Consider the following 13,469-nt stretch of genomic DNA (forward strand, 5'->3'; position numbering starts at 1 on the left):
AAGCCGTGGTGTTCGATTCCGCGCGATTCGACCTTCAGCCCTACCTCGGTTTCGACATGGCCCGCTATGTCCGGCGGACCTATTGCAGCTGGGAGGATTCCGGCTGGGAGTCGCTGCTCGTCCAGCGGTTCGAGCACGTTCCCGTCGCGGAGGACATGCGGCTGCCCGCCGTCGCGGATCTGCATCTGGTCCTGCCGCTTTCGGGGCGGACGGTGATGGAGACCCGCGGCGAAGGCCGGTGGAACCGGCACGAATGGGGGCCGGGACGGCTCGAACTCGCCGTTCCCGGCAAGCCCCTGCGGCGCCGCTATCGCGGGGACGAAGCGATGCGCAGCCTGCAGGTGCACATCCCGGGCACGACGGTGGACTCGGTCGCCGCGCGGCTCGGCGGCCGCGCGGTGGACCACGAGGCGATGGCGGCGTCCGTGGCCGAGGGCGATCCGCTGCTCGACGAACTGGTCCGGGCGGTCGGGAACGCGAGCGAGGACGACGACCTCTACGCCGAATCCGCGGCCGCCTTCCTCGCCGTGCACCTGCTCACCCGGCATGCGCGGAAGCCGGGCCCGCCGAGCGCGGGCCGGGAGGACGACCGGGTCCGCGCGGCCGTCGCGATGATGCGTGACCGCCTGGCCGATCCGCTCAGCGTCGCCGAAATCGCCGGCGAGGTACATCTGAGCGTCTACCACTTCATCCGGGTCTTCAAGGAGAAGACCGGTGAGACACCGCACCGTTTCCTCGGCGGGCTCCGGATCGAGGAGGCGCGAAGGCTGTTGCGGGGCACCGATCTCCCGATCGCCGCCATCGCGGGAAGGTGCGGGTTCGCCACCCCCGGCGCCCTGTCGGCCGCTTTCCTGAAACACACCGGATCGCGGCCCTCGGAGTACCGCAATTCCTGATCACCGCGGCGCAATCCGGCGCATGGTGGCCCCGCCCGGCCGTTCCTAGGGTGATCCTTGTGAGTGGAACGCAGTCGTACGACGTCACCGCCGAATCGTCCGCACCGCCCGCCGCGGTGTGGGCCCTGTTGCTGGACGCCCGCAGCTGGCCGGTCTGGTCACGAGTCGGTTCCCTGGAGGTCGCCGCGTCACAAGGACTTTCGGCCGACGGTCAAGACAAGGTCGGCGCGGTTCGCGCCTTCCGGACCGGCAAGACGGTCACCAAGGAGCGGATCACCGCCCTGGACCCGGAGCGCCGGTTCGCCTACGAGGGCGTGGACGTTCCGGTGATGCTGGACTATCAGGCCTCGGTCGATCTCTGCGAAACGCCCGGTGGGGGAACGCGGATCCGTTGGCACGGAACGTATCGCGTGGGCAAGGGGAGCGCGTGGATCTTCCGGTGGTACCTCCGCCGCTTCATGCGCGACATGGCGACCGGGCTCGCCGGTCACGCCGGCGGCCCGATCCGGAGGCCATGACGGGGGATCAGTGCCGATGGGCGGCTTCGCGGTGGAAGCCCGCGATCATCGCTTCGGTGCCCGGCGGGTTGAACGGCTGGCCGAGAGTGCGCATGAGCGAATTCACGCTGGGGCGGTACATCCCGGTCTTGCAGTAGCGGGAACCCTCGAAGACACCGACCGTGCCACCGTCGGGAGAAGGCTTGCCGAGCCACTTGTACCACTTGGCCTGGCGGTCCTTCATCTGCTGGGCCGTGAGCGCGGAAGCGTTGGGCTCCCGGGGTTCCCGGGTGTCGCAAGTGCCGTAGTCGTACTCGTCGGCCAGCCCACCGATGGAGTGTCCGAGTTCGTGGGCGACGATCTGGCTGGCCTGGATGTTGCCGCCGGAAGACGTCGCGACCCCACCGCCCGCGCCGCCGTACTTCGTGGTGTTCGCCAGCATGATGACCTGATCGACGTCCGGCGCCGCCGCGGCGTACTGGTTCGCCTTGGTTTCGTTGACGCACAACAGCCGTTCGATGCCGCCGCACCAGAAGTACGAGCCCAGCGCGGTGTTGCGCCGGATGCCCTGGGTCGGGTCGTTCGTGATGCCCGACTGGGGCGAGACGACGTCGACCTGCCAGAGGTTGAACTGCTTGCGGTAGCTCTTGTACGGCTCGATGGCGAACAGCGCCGCGATACTGGAGCGGACGTGCTGTGAGTACGTGCCCAGCTGGGTGGAGGTGTAGCCGTCACCGACGAAGACCAGGTCGAAGGTGGTCTCGCTGGGACCGTTGGTCTCGATCGGGGTCACCGCGGCGGCGGCCGCGATCTGCTGCGGCGCGGCCGCCCGGTCCGAAGCGGGCCGGGTGACGTCCACCCGGGTGATGGTTCCTCCGGGCTCGAAGGCCTCCATCGACGTCGTGAATCGGGGAGCCGCCGACGCCGTCGCGGGAACGAGCCCGGCGACGAGGACGGCGGTCAGCGCGACCATGAGGCAGGCGCGTCGCATGCGTACTCCTTGCGGGGAGGGGAGAGGGGAGTACGAAAAACGATCCCGACTTTCGACGGCTTCCGGCACATCCCAAGTGGCCATAAGGTCCGCGTGATGGACGTCGAGTTACGTCATCTGCGAGTGGTGTGCGCCGTCGCCGACGCGGGCAGCATCACGCGTGCGGCGCTCGGGATCGGGAGCACCCAGCCCGCGCTGACCGCCGCCGTGCAACGGATCGAGCGCGCGTTCGGGGGAACCTTGTTCGTCCGGGGGCGCGACGGCGTCTTCCCGACGGCGTTCGGCGAATGCGTCCTCGTCCGCGCCCGTGCCGTCCTCGCCGCGGCGGACACGATGCACCGGGACGCGGCGCGTTTCCTGGCGGAGGGCGAGAAACGTCCTGTCGCGCTGGGTGGGATCGGCGGGTCCATGGTCGTCGAGCTGGCGGACCGGCTCGGGGATTCCGGCCGGGGACAAGCGGTTTCGGTGACCACCGAGTTCTCGCCGTTGCGGCTGCTGGATCTCGTGGCCGGCGGGCAACTCGACGCCGCGGTCGTCGCCGACTATCCGGGCCATCTCCTGCCGTCGGCGCCGGGTGTGGCGTCGCGGCCGCTGGCCACGCAACCGGTGTTCGTGGCGATCGCCGCGGACCATCCCGCGGCCCGCCGCGCCGAGATCGACCTAGCCGAGCTCGCGGGGGAACGGTGGGTGCTCGGGCCGTCCGACGGCGCCGGATGGCCGGAGTGCTTCGAAGAAGCCTGTGCCCGTGCGGGATTTCGGCCGCAGGTCGCGCACCGGAGCACGGAATTGCGCCCGCTGCAACGCCTGATCGCGGCGGGCCGGGCGATTTCCCCGTGCCAGGTCACCTTTCCCTCGTCACCCGGGATCGCGATCCGGCCTCTCGCGGGGGATCCGCTGTGGATGCGGTATCTGATCGCGTGGAACGCGGACGGTGCCTTCGGCGGCGACACCGACGCCTTGATCGCGGCGGCGGAGGCGGCTTACCGCTCCGACACCGAAACCAGCCTCCCCTATCGTCACTGGCTCGCCCGCCGCGCGGGACCGGTCAACGGCAGACGTGCCATCGGGTGACACCTGGTCGGGGAATTCCCCTTGTCGGGCAATGGGTCCTAGCCTCGGATCACCTCATCGACGAAGGGTAAGAAATTGCGTCTGCGCGCCCTGCTGGCCGCTGCTGTCCTGACCATCACCACCGCTCCGGCCGCGCTCGCCGCGCCGGACGTCGCCCACGGCACCGATGTCCCACCGGGGCGGTTCGGGTTCGTCGCGAAGATCGCGATGACGAAGATCCCACGTCCCGACGGTTCGACCTACGGCAGCTACTGCACGGGCGCGCTGATCGCGCCCAGCTGGGTCGTCACCACGGGGCACTGCTTCCACGACGCGCACCGCAAGCGGGTCGCGGGCAAGACGCCGTATCCGACGATGGTGACGTTGGGCCTGGTCGACGAGGCGGTCGAATCGGGTGTGGCCCGCAAGGCGACCGAAGTGCTGCAGGCGAAGGAAAACGATGTCGCCCTCATCAAGCTGGACACCCCGGTGACGACGGTGACCCCGTTGAAGGTGAGCAGAGTGCTCCCGAAGGTCGGCCAGCAGCTGACCTTGGCGGGCTGGGGGAGCCTGACCGCCACGAATCCCGCTCCGGCCACCCGGATGCAGCAAGGCACCGTGCAGGTGGCGACGGTGGCACCGACGACGATCGGCGTCCGCGGCGCCGCGCCGTCGATCACGACCAGTGCCTGCACGTACGACTCGGGGGCGCCGTACTTCGTCGCCGAGGGCACGGGTGGCGCGTTGGTCTCGCTGGAGGCCACCGGGCCGGCTTGCCCGCACGCCGGGATCGAGACGACCTCCCGCGCGGACGTCATCGCGGACTGGATCGCCACCCATACGGGCTAACGGACCGTTTCGGCCGGTGGCGCATCGGGTAGGTGGCGTGATCAGGAGGTATGTGCGATGACGAATCCTCGAACGACCGCCCCTCCGGCGCCGCCGGACCCCATGCCGCCGGACCCGGGTATTCCCGAACCGGTGCCTGATCCGGGCAAGCCGGAACCGGTCCCGGACCCCGGGGTACCCGAACGGGTCCCCGCTCCGGCGCCGGACCGCCCGCTGCCGGAACCCGAGAGCCCGCCGGAATCCCAGCCGGGACCGGCGGGGCTCAGAGGGTGAACGCGAGCCAGAGCGCGAGCCAGGCGCAGGCCGCGATCGCGACGACGACCGCGAACACCCGCAGGCCGGCGGTGGCGATCCGGAGTGACGCCGTGCCGGTGTGGTGTCGGTGATTCCCCATGATTCCGCCCTCCTTCCAAGATCACCATCCGCTCCCGGCGCGCCCGGCGCAGCGGGGAAGGTCCATCCGGGTGACCCCGGCCGGGTGAGTGATACCCGCATTCAGAGGACGAAATGCGGGGGTTTCAGAGCCAGTTGTTGTGCGTGGCGAAGACGCCCAGCTGGAACCGGCTGGAGACGCCGGCGCGGTCCATCAGGGTTTCGAGATAGCGGAACAGGGTGCGTCTGCTGACACCGAGTTCGGCGGCGATCTCGTCGTCCTTGCGCCCGGCGGCGAGCAGGATCAGCAGCTCCCGCTCGACCGGCCGGATCGGTTGGCCGGACGTCCGCCCACGCCGGTCGATCGGGAGCGCGGCCGCCCAGGACGTCTCGAACAGTCCCTCCAGCGCGGAGAAAAGGCTGCAGGGGCGCACGATGACGATGGACTGGTTGCGATCGGCCTCACGGATGGTCAGCGCGATGGTGGCCGCACGGTCGTCGAACAGCGTCAGTTTCACCGGGAGTTCGGGCAGCAGACGGGCCTGCTCACCGGCTCGCAGGCACGGCAGGATGTTCGCGGCCAGATAGCCGGGATCGCCGAACGACGCTCCACTGTAGACACAGCGGTAGCCGATCCCACGCCGCAGTTGCTCCTCCTCCAGGAGATTCCGGCGGCCGCCGGTGAAATAGGGCGGGGAATCGAGGCGGCGCACCTGATGTCGCACCGTGGTCGCGAGATGCTGCAGCCGGGGGATGATGGCGTCGCCGGTGACCACTTCGAGCAGGTCCTGCGCGTTCGGCATCCCCGCGTGCGCCCGCCTGAACGCGCGGTACGCGGTCTGGACCGCGAGCCGCGCGTCGTGCAGTTCGGCCTGTCTTCGCGTGGTCAACGCGGTGAGCGCCTCGCTGGGGTTCGCCGGGACGTACTCGTCTCCGTCCACACCGGACGACACCGCGAGACCGGCGTCGGCCAGTTCCTTCAGCGCCAGCTCGACGTTCTCCGCGTCGTCCTCCCGCCAGGCCAGCTCCGCGGCGGTGACAGGCGCGCTTTCGAGCATCCGCCGGTAGATCCGGGCGGCGGTTTCGCCGAGACCCAGCCTGCCCAGTTGCGGGCCGAGCCCGTCCGGAGTCGTCGATGCCACTTCCTAGACGCCCGACGTGTTCCGGATCCAGGTGCGGTTCGCCGAGATGCTGGTGTGCGTCGAGCTGTCCACCTTGTTGCCCGCGATGTGCACGCCGACCTGCTTGCCGCCGACGAAGACCGGCCCGCCCGAGTCGCCGCCGTTGGTCAGCCCGTTGCCCCGGCGGGCCTTGATCAGTCCATTCCCGACACTGGTCACCGTCATCCGGGCGACCTTGAGGTAACGCTGCAGATCGCCGTCTTCGTTGTAGCCCCAGCCATAAACGTATTCGGTGTCGCCGACCGCGACGGAGGTGCCGAGGGACGCGTACGTCGTGGTCACGGAACGGTCCAGTTTCAACAGTGCGATGTCGGCGCCACTGGACGGCGTGTAGATGTCGGCCACCACCGCGTACGTGCCGGCCTGGTGGTCGACGTCGCCCACCCGGACGGAGTATCCGGCGCCGGGTTCGTCGATGCAGTGCTGGGCGGTGAGCACCCAGCGGGCGCTGATGATCGAACCGGAGCACCACTGCTCGCCGTTCTGCTCGATCATGGCCGCCCACGGGCCGGACTGGGCGTATTCGCCGTCGATGATGGGGGCCGCGACGGCGGCGGGCGCGACCGTCGTGAGACCGGCCGCGCAGAGCAAAGCGGTGAGGAGACCTCGGATACGCATGGGTGCCTTCCAATGCAGGGGAATCAGGGAAATCGACGGGTCACCCGTTCACGGCCACGGCGGATCGCCGGGGATCGCCCGGCCGGATCCGATACCGGTTTTCCCATGCTAGGCAAGCGGATACGGCGGTTGATAGCGACTAAAGACGGGAGAAGGCCGCGGCGGGCGGCACGGGACCCGGGCTTTCGGCACTCGTGTGCCGGTGGCACCGATGTGCCAGGGAAGGGTCCTTTGGGTACGAGGTCGCCACTCACGCGGCGGTCGGGCGGCTGAGGTACATGAAGGCCCCCTTCCTGTACCTAGGCGCAAGGATGGGGGCCTTCATGTACTTGGGAAGATGTGAAGGTCGACTAGCGACGACGGCGGCGCTCGGACGGCCGCGGATCGAGCAGTTCCTCGGCGAGCAGGATGGCCCGGTCCGAAAGCGTGACGGACAGCCGCTCCACCGACTCGCCGATCCGGCCCGCTTCCCGGCGCACGCCCTCGCCCACGGGCTTGCTGTGCCGATCGGCGAGGCCCGCGAGCCTGCTCCCCGAGACCAGCACCAGATCGGCGAGCCGTTCGCCCAGTTCGGTCAGCCGGTTCGCCGTCCTGCCCGCGCGGCGCGCCACGAGATCTTCGGTCTCTCGTCGCAGCTCACGGACCGCGGACCTCGACTCGGTCGTCGTGCCGGTGAGTGCCGACCTCAAGGTTTTCGTCACGTCCATCAGGGTTCGACCTCCACGCGGCTCGCCTGCATTGAGTGTACAACTGTGCACCGTTTATGCGGAATACGTGACCACGCCTTCCCGCGTTCCCTTGTATTCGGAGAACAAGTGTGTCGCTCGGCAGCCCAATACTGACCGGCGAACTCATGTCGCAAAATTTCGGAAACAAGTCAACTTCTTGCATTTTGTCTCCGAGTTGTTGCATGCTCGTACGGCTCTGGCTCCCTCCCCGCCGTCTCAAAGAAGAGAAGACGCCATGACACGTATGCGCCTGTCCCGGATAGTCGCCGGTTTCCTGGTCGCCGGGCTTTCCGTCGCCGGACTCTCCTTCGCCTCCGCCGCGAGCGGGCCACCCGATCCCGCCGCCCCACCCGGTCCGGCGGCGCTCGCCGAAGTCCCGTTGACCCGCACGGTGTCGGCGAGCAGCGCGTTGCCCGGCTATCCCGTCGCGAACGCCGTCGACGGAAACCGGGAGAGCTACTGGGAATCCGCCAACAACGCGTTTCCTCAATGGATCCAGGCCGACCTCGGAGCGGCCAAAACCCTGTCGCGGATCGTGCTGAAACTGCCGTCCGGCTGGGAATCCCGCACTCAGACGCTCGCCGTGCGCGGAAGTACCGACGGCGCTGCGTTCACCGACCTCGCCGCGCCGACCGGCTACGCGTTCGCGTCCGGGACCAACACCGTCACGATTCCGATGACCGCGTCGGCCCGCTACGTCCGGCTGCAGGTCACCGCGAACACGCGCTGGCCAGCGGCGCAGCTTGCGGAATTCGAGCTGTACGGACCGGACACCGGGGACACCCAGGCGCCGAGCGCGCCCGCGAATCTCGCGCTGACCGAGCCCGCCGCCGGCCAGATCCGGCTGACCTGGGCGGCCTCGGCGGACAACGTCGGGGTCACCGGGTACACCGTCTACCGCGACGGCACGCCGGTCACGACGATCACCGGCACCACGTTCACCGAATCCCGGCCTGCCGGGACCCGGGTCGAGTACTTCGTGCGCGCCAAGGACGCGGCGGGCAACGAGTCCGGCGACAGCAACCACGTCGTGCGCTCCGGGACGAGCGCGGGCGCGAACCTGGCGGCGGGCAAACCGATCGAGGCCACCTCGGCGGTCCACTCGTTCGTCCCCGCCAACGCCAACGACAACAACACCGCCACGTACTGGGAGTCCGCCGCGGGCTATCCGAACTCGCTGACGGTGAAGCTCGGTGTCGACGCGGAGGTCGACTCGGTCGTGGTGAAGCTCAATCCGGACGCGATCTGGGGCGCGCGGACGCAGAACTTCGAGATCCTCGGCCGCGCGCAGGGTGCGACCGCGTTCACCTCTCTTTCAGCACGGGCCGACCACCGCTTCGACCCGGCCACCAACCAGAACTCGGTGGTCGTACCGGTCAGCGGACGCGCTTCGGACGTGCGCCTGCAGTTCTTCGCCAACTCCGGAGCGCCCGGCGGTCAGGTCGCGGAATTCCAGGTGATCGGCACGCCCGCGCCGAATCCGGACCTCGTCGTCACCGGCACGACGTGGACGCCGTCGAATCCGACGGAGACCAGCCAACTCGCCGTTTCGGCGACGGTGAAGAACACCGGCACCGCGAACGCGGCCGCCACGACCGTGAACGTCAGCCTCGGTGGCACCGTCGTCGGCGAAGCCGCGGTCGGGGCACTCGCCGCCGGCGCGTCCACGACGGTGACCGTCGACGCGGGAACGCGTCCACAGGGGACGTACACCGTGGCCGCGACCGCGGACCCGGCGGGCACGGTGGCCGAGCAGAACGAAACCAACAACACCTACACGTCGCCGACCGCGCTGGTCGTCGCGCAGGCGCCGGGGCCGGATCTCGAGGTCACCGGCATCACGTCGAACCCGCCCAACCCGGCGGCGGGTTCGGCCGTGTCCTTCACCGTCGCGGTGCACAACCGCGGCACGAGCCGCGCGGACGCTTCGGTGACACGGCTGGCCGTCGGCGGCACCACGCTGACCGGCACCACCGGTGCGATCGAGGCGGGGGCCACCGCGAACGTCGCGATCGCGGGCACCTGGACCGCCGCCGACGGTGGCGCGACCCTGACCGCGACGGCCGATGCGACCGGCACGGTCACGGAGACCAACGAGTCCAACAACAGCCTCTCGCGGGCGATCGTCGTGGGCCGCGGCGCGGCCGTCCCGTACGTCGAGTACGAGGCGGAAGCCGCGCAGTACCAAGGACAACTGCTGGAAACCGACCCGTTGCGCACCTTCGGCCACACGAACTTCGCGACCGAGTCCTCCGGCCGCAAGTCCGTACGGCTGGCGAATCAGGGGCAGTACGTGGAGTTCACGTCGGCGAACGAGGCGAATTCGATCGTCGTGCGCAACTCCATCCCGGACGCCCCGGGCGGTGGCGGGCAGGACGCGACCCTCAGCCTCTACGTCAACGGGACGTTCGCGCAGAAGCTGACACTGTCGTCGAAGCACAGCTGGCTTTACGGCAGCACCGATGACCCCGAAGGCCTGACCAACACCCCGCAGGCCAACGCACGGCGCCTGTTCGACGAGGCGCACGCGCTGCTGTCCCGCTCGTATCCGCCGGGCACGAAGTTCAAGCTGCAGCGGGACAGCGGTGACAACGCGGCGTTCTACATCGTCGATCTCATCGACTTGGAGCAGGTCGCCCCGGCGTCGGAGAAGCCCGCGAACTGCACGTCGATCACGGAATACGGCGCCGTGCCGAACGACGGGAACGACGATTCGGCGGCGATCCAGCGCGCGGTGACCGACGACCAGAACGGCGTGATCGCCTGTGTCTGGATTCCGGCGGGGCAGTGGCGGCAGGAGAAGAAGATCCTGACCGACGACCCGAACGTGCCCAACGGCGGCGGCCAGTACAACCAGGTCGGCATCTCCAACGTGACGATCCGGGGCGCCGGGATGTGGCATTCGCAGCTGTACTCGCTGATCGAGCCGCAGAACGCGGGCGGCATCAACCATCCGCACGAGGGCAACTTCGGATTCGACATCGACAAGAACACGCAGATCTCCGACATCGCCATCTTCGGTTCCGGCCGGATCCGGGGTGGTGACGGTGGCGCGGAAGGCGGCGTCGGTCTCAACGGCCGGTTCGGTACCGGAACGAAGATCACGAACGTCTGGATCGAACACGCCAACGTCGGCGCGTGGGTCGGCCGGGACTACAGCAACGTCCCGGCGCTTTGGGGACCGGGCGACGGCCTCGAGTTCAGCGGTATGCGGATCCGGAACACCTACGCCGACGGCATCAACTTCACCAACGGCACGCGGAACTCGAAGGTGTTCAACTCGTCGTTCCGCACCACCGGTGACGACTCGCTCGCCGTGTGGGCGAACCAGTACGTGAAGGATCCTTCGCAGGACATCGCGCACGACAACGTGTTCGCGAACAACACGATCCAGCTTCCTTGGCGTGCCAACGGGATCGCGGTCTACGGCGGCTACGGCAACAAGATCGAGAACAACATCGTCCACGACACGATGAACTACCCGGGCATCATGCTGGCGACGGATCACGATCCGCTGCCGTTCTCCGGGGAGACGCTCATCGCCAACAACGCCCTGTACCGCTGTGGCGGCGTGTTCTGGGGCGAGCAGCAGGAGTTCGGCGCGATCACGTTCTTCGCGCAGGGCAAGGACATTCCCGGAGTCGTGCTGCGGGACACCGAGATCCACGACTCGACCTACGACGGTGTCCAGTTCAAGACGGGCGGCGGCGTCGTGACCGCGGCCCTCACCAACGTCAAGATCGACAAGTCCAACAACGGCGCGGGCATCCTCGCGATGAGCGGCGCCCGTGGCAGCGCGACCTTGACGAACGTGACGATCAGCGGCTCCGCGAACGGTGATGTCGTCCGTGAGCCGGGGTCGCCGTTCGTGATCAACGACGCTCCGGTGCCGGCGGTGGTCTCGTCGGGCCGCCGCGGCACCCGGTAAGCGGAATCCGTGCCGGGGGCCGCAGTGGGCGACCACTCCGGCCCCTTGTCACGTCCCGGGGCTCAGCCCCGCCACGGCCAGCCGGAACAGCCGGTCCGCCCGGGCGGCCGGATCCGGGTGGTGCTCGGTGGCCAGGACGATGCCGACGATCAGCGTGATCAGATCCGCGACGGTGACGTCCGGCGGCACCGCGCCGTCCCGCGCGGCCCGCCGCAGGAGCGGTTCCCCGGCGGCCTCGATGGCGGCGGAACAGGAGTTCTCCTGTGCGGGCCCGTCGTAGGAGAGCGCGGCCGCCAGCCCACGGGCGGAGACGCAGTAGACGACGACCTCGTCGAGCCAGGTCAGGAGCGCTTTCCGGCTGTCTTCTTCGCCGGTCAAGGCGGCCGCGCGGGCGCACAACGCGGCGATCCGGCTCGCGGAGACCGCCTCCAGCAGCGCCCGGCGGGTGGGGAAGTGGCGGCGCACGGTCGCCGAGCCGACGTTGGCGGTGCGGGCGATCTGCTCCAGCGAGGCGCCGGAGCCGTGGGCCGCGACCTCTTCCTCGGCCACCGCGAGGATGCGCGCGTAGTTCCGCCGCGCGTCGGCGCGCTGACCGTCGGACATGCCTTCACCTCGGTGTTTGCGTAAGTGGCGGGGCCCGCCATATTGTAGCGGACGATAAGTGGCGGGCCCCGCCACTTAGGCGAGCGAAGGAGTCACCATGTCCGCAGCACCCGTTCTGGTCACCGGCGCCACCGGCAGGCAGGGCGGTGCGACCGCCCGCGCCCTGCTCGCGGCCGGCGTTCCCGTCCGCGCCCTCGTCCGCGATCCGGCCAGGGCGAAAGCCGTCGAAGCGCTCGGCGCCGAGCTCGTCGTCGGCGACCTCCACGACGTCGAGTCCGTGATCCGCGCGGCCAAGGGGGCCCGCGCCGTTTTCTCGGTGCAGATGCCCGGAATGAACGAGGACGGATTCGACTTCGCGGGCGAGGTGACGCAGGGCGTCAACCTCATCGAGGGTGCGAAGGCGGCGGGCGTGCCGCAGTTCGTGCACACCTCCGTCTCGGGAGCCGGTCAGCACGTCGAGGCGGACGGTTGGGCCGAAGGTCGCTGGGCATCGATGGAGCCGACGCTGGGCGCCAAGGCGGCGATCCAGGATCGCCTCCGCGAGGCGGGCTTTCCGCGATGGACACTGCTCAAGCCGGGTTTCTTCATGGAGAACTTCCTGCCCGACATGAAGTTCCTGTTCCCGCGCGGGGTGGACGGTGGCCTGGTGAGCGTCATCAAGCCCTCGACGTCCCTTTCGCTGGCCGCCGTCGACGACATCGGCACCGCCGCCGCGGCGGCCATCGCCGAACCGGACCGGTTCGCCGGGGTCGAACTCGAACTCGCGAGCGACTTCCTGACCATGACCGAGATCGCCGAGGTCCTGTCCGGTGCGCTGGGGACGAGGCTGACGGCTCCGAATATGACCGTCGAGCAGGCGGTCGCCGCCGGGATGCCGCCGATGGGCGCTTCGCACGAGTGGCTGAACGTGATCGGTCAGCCGGGACGTCCGGAATTCGCGCGGGACCTCGGCATCCCGCTCACCGGCTTCGACGGCTGGGCGCGGAAATACCTTGCGTAGCGGGTGATCGTTGAGGCATGCGCATCAAGCCCCTGCTGGACCATCTCGACCGCGAGGATCCCGGCGGCGTCCTCGGGTTGTACCTCTACGGTTCCGCCGCGGCCGGCGGGCTCAAACCGGACAGCGACGTCGATCTGCTGCTGGTCACCCGCCGGTCGCTAGATGAAGAGGAACGCGCCGCTCTGGTATCACTGCTGCTGCGGCTTTCGGGCTGGCGTGGCCACGCCGACCGGTTTCCCGACGCGGCGGACCGGCGTCCGATCGAACTGACCGGGATCGTGGCCGGAGGCGAACCGGCTCGCCGGGATTTCCAATACGGGGAATGGCTTCGGGAAGAGTTCGTCGAGGGCCGTCTTTCTTGGCCTGCCGAGGATCCCGATGTCGTGATCCTCGCTGCCACGGCCCATGCGGCGCACCGGGTTCTGCGCGGCGCCGCGCTCGCGGAGGTCGTCGATCCGGTGCCGCCGGACCAGCTTCGTGAGGCGGCACTCGGCGTCATCCCCGGCCTGTTGTCCGAGATCGAAGGCGACGAACGCAACGTCCTGCTCACGCTCGCGCGCATCGTCGTGACCGTCGAAACGGGACGGATCGTCTCGAAGGACACCGCGGCGGAGATGGTCGACGGTGGTGTGCTGCTGGAACGGGCGCGGGCGGGGTACCTCGGCACGGCTTCCGATGACTGGACCGGGCTTTCGGCTGAGGTGGCCTCGCTCGCGAGTGCTCTTGCGGACCGGGCGAGGGGCGTTTGACAAAGCG

Annotated in this window: 14 protein-coding genes; 8 read left to right on the plus strand and 6 right to left on the minus strand. The window is 69.2% G+C overall.

What is annotated here, in order from left to right; all coding sequences use genetic code 11:
* Positions 1-5: 5 nt before the first annotated feature.
* Together AMK34_RS01315 and AMK34_RS01320 are read left to right on the plus strand one after the other, a co-directional pair.
* Entirely contained in the window at positions 6-896 is an 891-nt protein-coding gene (locus AMK34_RS01315) for an AraC family transcriptional regulator (RefSeq protein ID WP_073842386.1), read from the plus strand.
* Positions 897-949: 53 nt separating this feature from the next.
* A complete protein-coding gene (locus AMK34_RS01320) occupies positions 950-1,414 on the plus strand; it encodes an SRPBCC family protein (protein WP_143202372.1) in 465 nt (154 codons plus the stop codon).
* A gap of 7 nt (positions 1,415-1,421) precedes the next feature.
* Here AMK34_RS01320 and AMK34_RS01325 read toward each other — a convergent pair whose 3' ends face one another.
* Positions 1,422-2,384: a M64 family metallopeptidase gene (locus tag AMK34_RS01325; RefSeq protein ID WP_073842388.1), complete on the minus strand. Its 963-nt coding sequence runs from the start codon at positions 2,382-2,384 to the stop codon at positions 1,422-1,424.
* A 96-nt stretch (positions 2,385-2,480) separates the two neighbouring features.
* On the opposite strand from AMK34_RS01325, the gene AMK34_RS01330 reads away from it, so the two are divergent.
* From AMK34_RS01330 to AMK34_RS01340, 3 genes are all read left to right on the plus strand, one after another.
* Positions 2,481-3,455: a LysR family transcriptional regulator gene (locus tag AMK34_RS01330; protein ID WP_073842389.1), complete on the plus strand. Its 975-nt coding sequence runs from the start codon at positions 2,481-2,483 to the stop codon at positions 3,453-3,455.
* A gap of 75 nt (positions 3,456-3,530) precedes the next feature.
* Positions 3,531-4,283 carry a S1 family peptidase gene (locus AMK34_RS01335; protein WP_073842390.1) on the plus strand — a complete coding sequence of 251 codons (753 nt, stop codon included), beginning with the start codon at positions 3,531-3,533 and terminating at the stop codon, positions 4,281-4,283.
* 57 nt (positions 4,284-4,340) lie between these two features.
* Positions 4,341-4,556 (plus strand): hypothetical protein, encoded by a 216-nt coding sequence (locus AMK34_RS01340; RefSeq protein ID WP_073842391.1) that lies wholly within the window; start codon positions 4,341-4,343, stop codon positions 4,554-4,556.
* Here AMK34_RS01340 and AMK34_RS43685 read toward each other — a convergent pair.
* The 4 genes from AMK34_RS43685 to AMK34_RS01355 form a co-directional block, all read right to left on the minus strand.
* A complete protein-coding gene (locus tag AMK34_RS43685) occupies positions 4,546-4,677 on the minus strand; it encodes a hypothetical protein (RefSeq protein ID WP_255355316.1) in 132 nt (43 codons plus the stop codon). The two genes, AMK34_RS01340 and AMK34_RS43685, sit on opposite strands and share 11 nt — an antisense overlap.
* A 124-nt stretch (positions 4,678-4,801) precedes the next feature.
* Positions 4,802-5,797, minus strand: coding sequence for a helix-turn-helix transcriptional regulator (locus AMK34_RS01345; protein ID WP_073842392.1), 996 nt, complete (start codon positions 5,795-5,797; stop codon positions 4,802-4,804).
* Positions 5,798-5,800: 3 nt separating this feature from the next.
* Positions 5,801-6,454 carry a S1 family peptidase gene (locus tag AMK34_RS01350; protein ID WP_038514845.1) on the minus strand — a complete coding sequence of 218 codons (654 nt, stop codon included), beginning with the start codon at positions 6,452-6,454 and terminating at the stop codon, positions 5,801-5,803.
* Between the two features lie 350 nt (positions 6,455-6,804).
* Positions 6,805-7,161, minus strand: coding sequence for a hypothetical protein (locus AMK34_RS01355; RefSeq protein WP_038514842.1), 357 nt, complete (start codon positions 7,159-7,161; stop codon positions 6,805-6,807).
* A 256-nt stretch (positions 7,162-7,417) separates the two neighbouring features.
* Here AMK34_RS01355 and AMK34_RS01360 point away from each other — a divergent pair, with 256 nt between their 5' ends.
* Positions 7,418-11,110, plus strand: a complete 3,693-nt coding sequence (locus tag AMK34_RS01360; protein WP_073842393.1) for a CARDB domain-containing protein — start codon at positions 7,418-7,420, stop codon at positions 11,108-11,110.
* Between the two features lie 48 nt (positions 11,111-11,158).
* On the opposite strand, the gene AMK34_RS01365 is transcribed toward AMK34_RS01360, so the two are convergent.
* Positions 11,159-11,713, minus strand: a complete 555-nt coding sequence (locus AMK34_RS01365) for a TetR/AcrR family transcriptional regulator (RefSeq protein ID WP_073842394.1) — start codon at positions 11,711-11,713, stop codon at positions 11,159-11,161.
* 97 nt (positions 11,714-11,810) lie between these two features.
* Between AMK34_RS01365 and AMK34_RS01370 the strand changes: the two genes are divergently transcribed.
* Entirely contained in the window at positions 11,811-12,713 is a 903-nt protein-coding gene (locus AMK34_RS01370; RefSeq protein WP_073842395.1) for an NmrA family NAD(P)-binding protein, read from the plus strand.
* Positions 12,714-12,730: 17 nt separating this feature from the next.
* Entirely contained in the window at positions 12,731-13,462 is a 732-nt protein-coding gene (locus AMK34_RS01375; RefSeq protein ID WP_073842396.1) for an aminoglycoside adenylyltransferase domain-containing protein, read from the plus strand.
* Positions 13,463-13,469 lie beyond the last annotated feature (7 nt).

This window comes from Amycolatopsis sp. CB00013, from assembly GCF_001905755.1.
Classification (GTDB): domain Bacteria; phylum Actinomycetota; class Actinomycetes; order Mycobacteriales; family Pseudonocardiaceae; genus Amycolatopsis; species Amycolatopsis japonica.

Excerpts from the sequence above, each read along its gene's own strand:
- AMK34_RS01350 (WP_038514845.1), bottom strand. The coding sequence starts at position 6,454 with ATGCGTATCCGAGGTCTCCTCACCGCTTTGCTCTGCGCGGCCGGTCTC.
- AMK34_RS01375 (WP_073842396.1), top strand. The coding sequence starts at position 12,731 with ATGCGCATCAAGCCCCTGCTGGACCATCTCGACCGCGAGGATCCCGGC.
- AMK34_RS01365 (WP_073842394.1), bottom strand. The coding sequence starts at position 11,713 with ATGTCCGACGGTCAGCGCGCCGACGCGCGGCGGAACTACGCGCGCATC.
- AMK34_RS01340 (WP_073842391.1), top strand. The coding sequence starts at position 4,341 with ATGACGAATCCTCGAACGACCGCCCCTCCGGCGCCGCCGGACCCCATG.
- AMK34_RS01325 (WP_073842388.1), bottom strand. The coding sequence starts at position 2,384 with ATGCGACGCGCCTGCCTCATGGTCGCGCTGACCGCCGTCCTCGTCGCC.
- AMK34_RS01330 (WP_073842389.1), top strand. The coding sequence starts at position 2,481 with ATGGACGTCGAGTTACGTCATCTGCGAGTGGTGTGCGCCGTCGCCGAC.
- AMK34_RS01360 (WP_073842393.1), top strand. The coding sequence starts at position 7,418 with ATGACACGTATGCGCCTGTCCCGGATAGTCGCCGGTTTCCTGGTCGCC.
- AMK34_RS01355 (WP_038514842.1), bottom strand. The coding sequence starts at position 7,161 with ATGGACGTGACGAAAACCTTGAGGTCGGCACTCACCGGCACGACGACC.
- AMK34_RS43685 (WP_255355316.1), bottom strand. The coding sequence starts at position 4,677 with ATGGGGAATCACCGACACCACACCGGCACGGCGTCACTCCGGATCGCC.
- AMK34_RS01370 (WP_073842395.1), top strand. The coding sequence starts at position 11,811 with ATGTCCGCAGCACCCGTTCTGGTCACCGGCGCCACCGGCAGGCAGGGC.